This window comes from Flaviramulus sp. BrNp1-15 (assembly GCF_022259695.1).
GTDB lineage: Bacteria > Bacteroidota > Bacteroidia > Flavobacteriales > Flavobacteriaceae > BrNp1-15.
Map to the genome: position 1 here is coordinate 1,497,176 of NZ_CP092099.1, position 11,936 is coordinate 1,509,111.

At 34.0% G+C, this 11,936-nt stretch carries 2 protein-coding genes; both read right to left on the reverse strand.

Going from position 1 to position 11,936, the window contains the following annotated elements; all coding sequences use genetic code 11:
- Positions 1-29 precede the first annotated feature (29 nt).
- A complete protein-coding gene (locus tag MBM09_RS06780; protein WP_238676092.1) occupies positions 30-5,444 on the reverse strand; it encodes an immunoglobulin-like domain-containing protein in 5,415 nt (1,804 codons plus the stop codon).
- 249 nt (positions 5,445-5,693) lie between these two features.
- The gene (locus MBM09_RS06785) at positions 5,694-11,708 is read right to left on the reverse strand and encodes a choice-of-anchor D domain-containing protein (RefSeq protein WP_238676093.1); all 6,015 of its coding nucleotides are present in this window, start codon (positions 11,706-11,708) and stop codon (positions 5,694-5,696) included.
- Positions 11,709-11,936: the final 228 nt, after the last annotated feature.

Consider the following 11,936-nt stretch of genomic DNA (forward strand, 5'->3'; position numbering starts at 1 on the left):
CAGGACTTTTAAAATAATATTAAGTTTTATCAATTACTCTTTACAAATCTTTTTACAATTTTTTGATTTTCAATATTTACTTCTATAAAGTAAACACCAACCTGTAAATTATTAACAGAAACTTCTTTAGTTGTTTTACCTGTTTTCACTATTTTTCCAAGTGTGCTTATTATTCTGTATGAGATTTCATCAACAGAATTAGAGAGTTTAATATTTAATACATCTCCTTTAACAGGATTAGGGTATATTTTCAATTCATTTTTAGTATTTGTGCTTTCTGGAACATTCAAAGATTTATTTTCAATTGACTTAGCTACAGCTGAATTACTACCTAATCCAGTAATTATTACTTGATCTATATAGACTTGATCATTATTTGCAGATGCATCACACTGTATTCTAAACCTACCATTGTTAGTTAAGTTGTATGTTGATGCATCAAGAGTCACAACATAATTGTAGAATTGCCCATTCTGAAAATCTGAACCTCTAGCCCATAAATCAACTAATACAAAGCCTGATCCGTCATCATATAGCAAACCAAAATCTTCTCCATTTTCCATACTGTTAGCATAAAAATAGAAACTAAATTCTATTTGATTAAAACCAGATAAGTTTAAAGCAGGAGAAGTCATAGACGATCTAGTCCCTGAGTTGTCTCTTAGCCTAATAGAGTAATTTCCTTCATAAGAAAAATTCGTTGAGACCCTTGCACAATCACCACCTCCATCAATCCATCCGTCAAATCCAGTTTCAAAATAGCCTTCGTTAAGTATGATATCTGTTGGTAAGTTACTAACATTCACGGTTCTTTCTACTTGTATAGAGGCATTTCCAGCAGCATCACTTACATTGTAGGTTACAATATAGCTTCCAGCGTTATTGGTATCAACCACATCACCCCCAATAACAATGTTGGCAGAAATATCACCGTCATTATTATCAGAAGCAGTCGCACCTTGTTCTGTGTATATGTCCCCAACATTTAAGTCGATTAAAGCATTACCAACAAGAGTGATTATAGGAGCGGTTGTGTCTGGAATAATATTAACCGTCCTCTCTACTTGAGTTGCAGGATTACCTGCGGCATCACTTACATTGTAAGTTAAAATATAGGTTCCAGCGATATTGGTATCAACCACATCGCCACCAACAATAATATTAGCAGAGATATCACCATCAACATTATCAGAAGCTGTAGCGCTTTGTTCAGAGTAAGTGTCCCCAACATTTAAGTCGATTAAAGCATTACCGATAAGAGCGATTACAGGAGCGGTTGTATCTGGAATAACATTAATCGTTCTCTCTACTTGAGTTGCGGGGTTACCTGCGGCATCACTTACATTATAAGTTACAATATAGGTTCCAGCGGTATTGGTGTCAACCACATCGCCACCAACAATGATGTTGGCTGAAATATCACCATCAATATTATCAGAAGCTGTAGCGCCTTGTTCTGTGTAAATGCTTCCAACATTTAAGTCTATTAAAGCATTACCGACAAGTGTGATTACAGGAGCGGTTATGTCTGGAACAACATTAACCGTTCTTTCTACTTGAGTTGCAGGATTGCCAGCGGCATCACTTACATTATAGGTTACAATATAGGTTCCAGCGATATTGGTATCAACCACATCGCCACCAATAATAATATTAGCAGAAATATCACCATCAATATTATCAGAAGCAGTTGCACCTTGTTCTGTGTAAGTGCTTCCAACATTTAAGTCGATTAAAGTATTACCAACAAGTGTGATTACAGGAGCGGTTGTGTCTGGAATAACATTAACCGTTCTCTCTACTTGAGTTGCGGGGTTGCCTGCGGCATCACTTACATTGTAGGTTAGAATATAGGTTCCAGCGATATTGGTATCAACCACATCGCCACCAATAATAATATTAGCAGAGATATCACCATCAATATTGTCAGAAGCTGTAGCGCCTTGTTCTGTGTAAATGTTTCCAATATTTAAGTCTATTAAAGCATTACCAACAAGTGTGATTACAGGAACGGTTGTGTCTGGAATAACATTAACCGTTCTTTCTACTTGAGTTGCGGGGTTGCCTGCGGCATCACTTACATTGTAAGTTACAATGTAGGTTCCAGCGGTATTGGTATCAACCACATCGCCACCAATAATAATGTTAGTTGATATATCACCATCAATATTATCAGAAGCTGTAGCACCTTGTTCAGAGTATGTGTCTCCAACGTTTAGGTTGATTAAAGCATTACCAACAAGTGTGATTATAGGAGCGGTGGTGTCATTACCTTCAACTCCAGTTAAGTTAAAATTATCTAATGCTATATCTGCTTGCCAAGTGTTGCCCACAAGTCTATTAAAACGTAATTGAATTGTGCTTCCTGCGTAAGCGTTCAAATTTAAGTTTACATTTAACCAAGAATTTCCTTGATTTCCAGATTGGTTCCAAATGCTAGACCAGGTAGCTCCATCATCATTACTAATTTCTAAATCGATAGAACCCATATCTGTGGCACCATACATATGATAAGAAAAACTGAATTGAGCTTCGCTTAAGCTGGTTAAATCGAAACAAGGAGAGGTAATAATGGCTCTTTTATTTGGATATCCCGTTCCATTTCCAGATGCTTCAACGTATATATAATATGAGCCTTCTTGAGCAGCAGATGGCCCTGTATTCTGAGATGGTGTTCCACTAGCGTCAACAGTCCAGTTTAAATCATCTGCATTTGATTGTGTCCAAAGCCCTATTGTGTTTTCAAAACTTTCAGAGTATGGATAATTGCTTACAGATGGCCCTGAACAAGATACAGGTGTTAGTGTTGTAAAGTTTATTATTGCTGTATAAGGAGAGGAGTTAGAACCACAAGAAGTTGTTACTTGAGCTTCATAATCTGTAGAATTTGTAAGACCAGTTAAATCTAATGAGTTTGATGAAATTCCAAACACATCAATCCAAGTAGTAGTTCCTGTTTCTCGAAATCTCAAATCGAAAGTTGCAGAAGGAATATTATCCCAACTTATAGTTGCTGCTGTTTCAGTAATTGAAGATACAGCTATATTTGATGGAGTAGATGAGACACAAGGTATTTGAATGCCTATAATTTTAAAATCATCAAAAACAAAACCATCAAAAGCAGTGGTTAAGTCATCTTCTCTATTAGAACTATCACTTTTAAATCTGAATCTAAATTGTATATTACTTTGATTAAATAAAAAGCTATTCTCAACACCATTTATATAGATTTCTTCCATAACCCATTTACCCATACTATCACCATCATAAACAGTATCTCCATTTAAAGATTGATGTGTATTTGTACTCTTATTTAAATGATAGTTTGTTAAACTTGTAGCAGCGGGTTTATTGTAGTTTCCGCAAAGGGCTGTCCAGCTACTACCACCATTGATGCTAGCCTCAAGTTGAACTAAATCATAATTCCTTTCCAAATCCCATTTAGCAAAAAATTGAACCACTGCTTCTGGTGTATTTGTTAAATCTATTGAGGTATTCAAACTTATAGTTTTAGATTCGTTGTTGCTATAAGCGCCAGATGGAGAATCTGTTATAGCAGAAGATCCGGAGTATGCATCAGATGTTATTCCCCAACTTCCACCATTAGTTGACCAATTTGTTACTCCAAAAATATCAGGATTGTCCTCAAATAAAATATTAGCTTGATAGTATTTTTCATAGTTGGCTTGATAGATTATGAAGTCACTATTACTGATAGTTATTTGAAATTCAATTTTATCATTAGGTTGAATATTTGAATTTAAAGTATAAGGCAGACTTAAGTTACGTTGCTCTAATTTTGTCCATCCAGATTGCACGGAAGGAGAAGTAATTGAAGTTAAATTAGAAGAAATTGGAGTTACTGATATAGTAATATCATCATAAGTTTTACCCAAATACTCAATTCCAAAATCTAAATTTCCAGTTGTGGATAAAATAGTACTAGTATTTAAATCATGAAATTTAACAAATTTTCCAGAATAAATTACAGATAAAAAATTAATCCTCATAGCACGCTGTGCAATTGGTGTAATTAAAGAAGGGGAGGGCCAAAAATCATCACCATTTTCTGGTGCTATTGTTAGAATATTTTTACCTGAACCAGAGTTTGTTTGACCACCTGAAGTTACTGGAGGTCCACCTAACATCCAATCATTAGTATCTCCATTAGCTTCATAAAGTGTATTAGGAGCAGAACCATATATATATCTGTTGTATTGTGTTAAATCATGGCACAATTTAGCATATTCATCTTCCCTTCCCGAATCTAAAGCTGATATACTTCCATTGTAAGATGATGTTACAATAGAATTTAAACCACTATGGTGATTAACCGCAATTTTAAAATCGTGGTTTACAACAAAATCTTGTAAAATTTGAGTTTCAGGTTCTGAACCTGCTGTGAGCCCTCTATAGACATTGCTACTAGTTGTAGGAGATGAACCTGAATTGTCCCAACCCCAATAGTAGTTGAAATTTCTGTTTAAATCAACTCCTCTTAAGTTATTACCTGAATTTGTGGTACCATTATCTGCTACACCAGGTCTTAAATTTTTTCGCTGTAAACCACCACCAGATGGTGCAATTACTTCATTCCAACGTAAACCATCTGGATTAACTATTGGTACGAAATACAATTCTTGGTTGTCAATTATATTTTTAATAAAAGAATCAGAATTATAGTTTTCTAATATATACCACATGAAATACATAACATTCATTAAGCTATTAACTTCTCTGGCATGAGTCATACCAGTAATTAATGTCTCTGGCTCATTGATTTCATCAATATCTGGATTATCAGAAATTCTAACATAATAAACAGGTTGTCCAGACCAAGTTGTTCCACCTGTTGAGTTGCCATGTGTTTTTTGACCTATAGAAGAAGCATTAGTTTTTACAGATATTAGGTTAGGATATAAACTACGCATCAAATCTAATTGCTCTAGTGTTTCACTAACTGTTAAGCACCCACCCATACTTCCTAATTGAAAGTTATTTGGCACAGACCAGTTTATTTCAGTACATTCATCATGCTGTACTGGGTTACCAATTAGAATGTTTTTTAGGCTTTGACTTTTTTGTGTGTCATTAAATTTCTTCTTTTTTTTGGGTTTACTTTTAAGTTTTTTAAGTTCTTCTTTTGCTACAGGTAATTGAATGCTATTTCTTGTAGAATAGTATTGAGTTAAGTCATCAATTAAAATGGTATAGTCAATTCCATTTTCTTTTAGAGTAAGTAATTCCTCATAGCTAAGTTCCATTTCAAGATTATTATTGACAAACTTTGGGCCACAATTTAAATCAATTCCAATTCTTTTTATCTTTAATAGTGAATTCTTTGAAGGATTGGAAATAGATATTCTTTTAGCAGTAAATTTTTGTTGCGCAAAAGAGAAAGTTAAGCTGAGAATAAAAATGAGGGAAAAAATAGTCTTTGTCATTAGTTAGTTGGTTTAAAAATCTTACGTAAAGTAGTATTCTTTTTTCACTATCTAAAATATTTTTTCTATTTAAATGATTATAAACATTAGTTATGGGTTTGCCATAGCTTTTTTGTAGTTTAAATACTACAAAAACAATTTGTTAATTTTAAATAACAAAGTAAAATATAAAAGCTCTGAATATTTTTCAGAGCTTTTATAACTAAAAGTAAAACTGGTTCAATAAGTAATCGTGACTAACTCAAATAATTATTTTATCAACACTTTTTTAGCTATTGTATTTTCTTCAGTTTTTATTTTTATTATATAAGCACCGGTTTTAATTTGTTTAGCACTTAATTCTAAATAGTTATCGGTTGTACTTTTATTAGTTTTAAAAACGTTTTGTCCTAAAATATTATACATATTTATAGATTGTATCGTTTTTAGTGTTGGGTTATTAATAACAATGCTTTCTTTTTCGTTTGAATAATAAACTTCAAGATTATCACTTTCAAAATCATTAGTTTCTAATGAGTTTTGATTAACAAAAGTAATTTCAAATCGGTCTAAATATTCTCCAGCATTTAAATATATTTCATAATCGCTTTCCTTTAAATCATGATAAACGTCTAATGCTTTATCGTGTAAATAAATATTTAAATCACTAGGTGTATTTTCTAATTTATCAATTGTAATGGTATTTAAACCATTGTTTTTGGTATGAACACCTATAGGAAGCACTGATTGATTATTAATTTCATTAGTGGCTTGAATAGTATATTTTTCGTTATTTAACATCCAATACATATCATCCATTTGGTCTTCGTTATAAGGTGCATCGTAGCCCCAATCGTAATTAGGAGTTGCATTCTCATCTACAGTAACTAAAAGTTGTCTGTGTATGGTATTTATTGAATTAAAACCAATTCTAATTTTAGGTCTTAAATCAGAATCATTATTTCCAGAATTATTTGTTTTTGCATTTTTAGTATTTGCAGATTTTACAAACAATGAACTAGCACCGCCTTCTCTTTGGAATACACGTTGCCCATTATTAAATTGTATTGTTCCTGCATTTTCGGCAGTTACAAAAAATCCTTGAGCAACAGGAATGTAACGACCTGGAGTTTTTGTTGGTGTACCACCGGTACCTACATCTGGATCGTTTGTACCCAATGAAGCAGAAGGAACACCTCCAGCTAAAGTATATGTTGCATATCCACCTTGGTATTCTCTTAAAACGTGAGAGCCACCGCCCCAATGCTCCCAGAAATATAATGTACCATTAATTATAGGACCTATATCTGCACCTGATATTGTGGGTCCATTATCAGTAATAAATTGATCTGCATCAATTGCTGATGGATATGGATTACCAACTAAATAGTCGTTTCCTGCGCTTATAGGTAAATTAATATCTCCATTATTTGGTTTTCCTAGAAGAATGTAGTTTTCGTCTGTAGAAATAGAGCCAGTTCCTGGACCTTTCATTGTAAAGCCTTCACCTACTAACAGACTACCCGAACTTCTTACATGTTGCCATGAAGAATAATCATCACTTGTGAGGTTGTTAAATTTCCAAACCCAATAATCTGCAATAGCTACAGGTGATGATGTTCCATTATAACCAGAAGTTAAAAAACCTACATTAGAGAATACATCAGTTAGCCTATAACTATTATTATTAGTAGTATTATTAACAAAACCTACTGGCGATGACCAATAATTATATGTATAGGTATCAGCGGTACCTTGCTGGTCTCTTTCTAAAGTACCAGAACTTGTTGGATCTAAATCACTACCAGTATCTTGTATTAGTTGAGATTCTCCTTCTAAATCTATTGTACCATTTAGTTGCAAATAATGGGTTACGGTTAAACCAATCCCGGTATTTGTAGTTGTATCTCCATTAATTTGTAAATCAACACCATTAATAGTTAAACTTTCTACTGTACAATCTCTAGTTCTTGCAGCTGTTGGAGAACTACCTAAATACACGTCATGATTTAGTTCAACAATATTCCAATCAATGGATGTAGTACCATCTATTATAGATAAAGAATTTGGTAAATATTGTACAGCATTATTTAACCAAGTAGCATTAGAATCCCAAGAACCGCTTGCTTGCGACTCATAGGGAAGAGGAGCAGTTTGAAAATCTACAGTATCCAGATTTCTTAGAGCACCTTGATTGCCATTTCCAGATAAATCATTTGTATTTGTATATGTGTAGACAGACATAGGGTAATAACCCGCTAAATCTGTCCAAGGTATAGAGCTTATTTCATTTTTAGTAATAGTTGTTGGTATAACATCTCCATATTCTAAGGCTAAGGTTACATCGTTTGAAATCTCTTGATTCATTATATATCTCAACTGTACAGCACTTAATGCTCTATCCCAAACTCTTACTTCATCTATGTTACCTGCAAAAAAATCTGTTGTGTCTGGGTCATATCCATCAGCAGCCGCGATTAAAAAAGCTTGAGATGTTGCAACTGGAGATGGTAAGGCCGCAGATGTATCTGCAACACCATCAATGTATAAGGTTGCTGTACCACCACTATATATAACTGCTACCTGGTGCCATTCATCAGCGGGAATACTAACAGAAGATGTCAAAGAGCCAGTACCACCGTTTACAGTAAAACTTAAACGAGAAGAACCATCAAGTCTTAAATCATAACCTTCTGTATTTGCAGCATTTCTTTTAGATACTATAGATGCATCTGATGTTCCAGAATCTCTTTTAATCCATGCTGAAACAGTAAAATTAGATGTGTTTAAGTCTAAATTGTCTTCTACATCTATATAATCTACAGAGCCATCAAAATATACTGAACGTTCTGCAATAACTTGAGGTGCATAACCAAAGGTTATGTATTTGGTAGCGTCAAAATCGTAATTAGTTTCAAGGTTTCCACTTCCATCAGGTACCATAACCCTATAATCTGCTGTTGGGTCAAAAATACCAGTATCAGATATAAACATTAAATAACTTCCTGGTGGCGTAATATTTCTTATCGCATTTTGAGGAATTCTAACTTTACAGGATGGAATGTTTCCTCCATTTTCAACAACTTTCCAAACACGTTGCATAGCAATAAAGGACACAGGCGTAGATAATCCAGCAATACCAGCACTCATATCTACAGCTATTGGCGTTGCAGCAAGATTTAAATCAGCTCCATTATTACCCCACATTAAATATTGTCTGTCGTTAAAAGTTGTAGGATTGCTTGAAATGTTATCTGTATTGGTGTCATAAATATCAGATAACCCAATACTTAAAATACCTTCTATAAGTCCAGTACCGTCTACTTCGTCGTTTGAACTGCTAGATTGTTTTTGGTTTAATTGTCCAACATCATCTCTACCAATACCAGCTACATCAAAATTATAACCGGTATTTGCTGATGTATCCCAAATTATATTGCCTTGAGAATCAATATAGTCTTTATCATTTAAGTTAACAGCAGTTGTACTGTTTGTCTCATGTAAAGTAATACCGTATTTAATGGCCAAAGATGACAAAATTTTATGTTGATCTAAAGATGAATTAGTTTGAGAGTAACTTAAAACTTCTGATATTTTGCCATCAAAAAAAGTGTCGAAAGGGTGACCGTTTATTGAAATTCTACCACTTCCAAGACAAAAATATGAATTTAGATATTCAACAAATGGTAGTGGGTCGTAAGGAGATGATGATACTTCTCCTGTTGCATTATCTATCCTTATACCATTTTTGTAAATTTCTGTTGAATTACCTGCAGGATTATTTTTTATGTTAAAAACTATGACTTCGTTATCATAAAAATCTGTTGCACTGGAATATGTTCGTCCATATGACCCATCAGCACCCAAACCACCTAAACTTGTTGGTACGGTACTAACCATATGGTTTACCATTGAATCGTAGTTTGTAAATCTCTGAGAACCAGCTCCAAAATATAATCCAGAACCATCACTATGCATAGTTTGTGTAGCATGTCTTCCAGAAATTGGGGCTTGAGTGTTGGCCACTTGAAAATCTATTATTCCATCAGTTTGTACAACAATAAAATACTCTCTAGCAAAATAACCACCTTTACCTTTCATTACATCCTGATTAGCTTTGACAAAATCAACATACGGGTTGAAGTTTATATTTTCTGTTGCACTGTTATAGTAAACAGGGCTATTAGTAGTAACACTAACGGCATCATTATCTTGAGCTTGGTCATTCCATAAAGCTATATCAGTTCCATTTGTAACTACACCGGCTTCAGAATCAGCTTTCAACCATAGTTTTAAGTTTGCATTAACACCGCCTGGTCCATAGGTAGGATCGGGTAGGGGTGTGATGTGATCACCTTTCACAAAAACATTATCAAACATAAATCCATCACCATTAGCGGTTTGAGTTGCAAAATGAACTCTAAATTGAACGGTAGGATTATTATCTAATGCTGTTGGAAGGTCAATAGTAGCTTGTTCAGATAAGTTTCTGGCAGGTGTAAAAGAAGCTGTATCGTTATTTCCGCTCCATCCATTCACTGCACCCAAAGCATTAACACTTGCAACGTTATACCATTTAGTACCAGAACCCATTGCACCTAAGGTAGTCCACGTTATCCCATTTGTTGAATATTCTATTAAAGCACCATCATTAGAATCTGTATTATATCTAACATCAATACTAAATTCCAAATTATTAAAACCGGTTAAATCAATAATTGGACTGGTTGCATAAGTAGATGTACTTGTAGCGTAGTTATTATAGTTGTTGGTATACCAATAATTACCTTCCCCAGCTTCTGTAGTATTTGTACCATAAGCCCATGTAGATCCAATACCCGCATTTGTCATGGTCCAACCCCCATCATTATTATCAAAATTTTCATAATAAATAGTGTAAATAGGAGGGCCGGTAACTCCTGTTCCTTGAATATCAAAAGTATAAGGGTTTTCATCACCATCATTATTAGCAATTGAAATGCTTGCAGTTCTTAATCCAGCAGCACTAGGGTCGAATGTTATTTCAAATGTAGTTGAACTACTGGCAGATATCGGTGAACTAGGTATGGTATTTAAAGTAAAATCGGCAGCATGTGCTCCAGATATTGTAACATAAGGAGAACCCCCTGTTAAATTTAGACTTTGACTTGTACCCAAATTTTCAATAGTAAAAGTATGGGTGCTATTTCCACTTGCTATGAGTATGTTTCCAAAATCAGTATCATCGGTTGTTGAAGGTGTTGTATCTCCATTTACTATACTATTCCCATTACCAATAATGTTTATTTCTCTAGCAGAACTGGTACCAAATCCTTGTATGTTAAAATTATATGGGTTTTCGTTACTATCGTCATTAGCAATAGTCACTGTTGCAGTTCTTAATCCTAATGCACTTGGGTTAAACGTTATAGTAAAGGTTGTATTGCCTCCAACGGAAACAGGTGTACTTGGGTTTGCTGTTACTGTAAAATCTGCAGCATGTGTCCCACCAATACTTACTAAAGGACCACTAGTTAAGTTAAGAGCTCCAGTTCCTGTATTTTGTATGGTAAATGTATTAGCATTTGTGCCTGCAGCAATATCAACATTACCAAAATCTGTATCATCTGTGGTTGATGGAGTAGTGTCGCCATCAGCGATATCTGTAGCATTACCTTGAATATTTATTTCCGGAGCTGAGCCAAGTACTGCTGTCATTGAAACATTATCTATAGCCATATCACTTCTATAACCACTTCCTCTAACACCAGAAAATCTCAATTTTATAGTACTGCCAGCATAAGCGGTTAAATCTAAGTTCACTGTTGTCCAAGCGGCACCATTTGAAGTTTGTACTTGTCCTGCTTGTGTAAATAGATTTGTAGGGTATGAAGATCCGTTATCTGTACTCACATCTACATTTAATGTACCCATTTCTATACCAAACATATGATAACTAAATGTAAATTGCGCACTAACAACCGATGAAAGATCAAAACAAGGGCTTTCAAAATTAGCAATATCACCATTAACTCTTGGATTTGAAGCCTCTGTAAACATATAGAATGTATCTCCATTACCAGTATTAGGACCTGTGTCCCCAGAGGGTGTGCCAGCAGAGTCTCTGGACCAATTAAAATTATCTCCAGTATCTTGTGTCCAAGCACCTTCAGATGCTTCAAAATCTTCACTGTAAGGAAAAGTGCTTATTGTAGTTCCACATGTTTGAGAAAATAATGTACTTGAGAGTAGTAATAATGCATATAACATTATATGATTACTAACTGAGAGTGTAATTTTTTTCATAACAGGTTAAATTTTGGTTGGGGGACCAATTACTTAGTGTCAAATGTAAATTATTACTCCATGAAATGCAAAATTAATCGATGAAATGCATTGTATTATTTTTAATTGATTGAAAATCAATGTTTTGTGTTTTTTAATATTTATTGATTTATAATACTTTACTTACTTATAACCCATTGATTATTATAGTATTAATTTTTTTGAACTAATTTTTTTATAAAAAAAAGA

What these genes read in the sequence shown, in the direction of transcription:
- MBM09_RS06780 (WP_238676092.1), bottom strand. Translation starts at nt 5,444, where the DNA reads ATGACAAAGACTATTTTTTCCCTCATTTTTATTCTCAGCTTAACTTTC.
- MBM09_RS06785 (WP_238676093.1), bottom strand. Translation starts at nt 11,708, where the DNA reads ATGAAAAAAATTACACTCTCAGTTAGTAATCATATAATGTTATATGCA.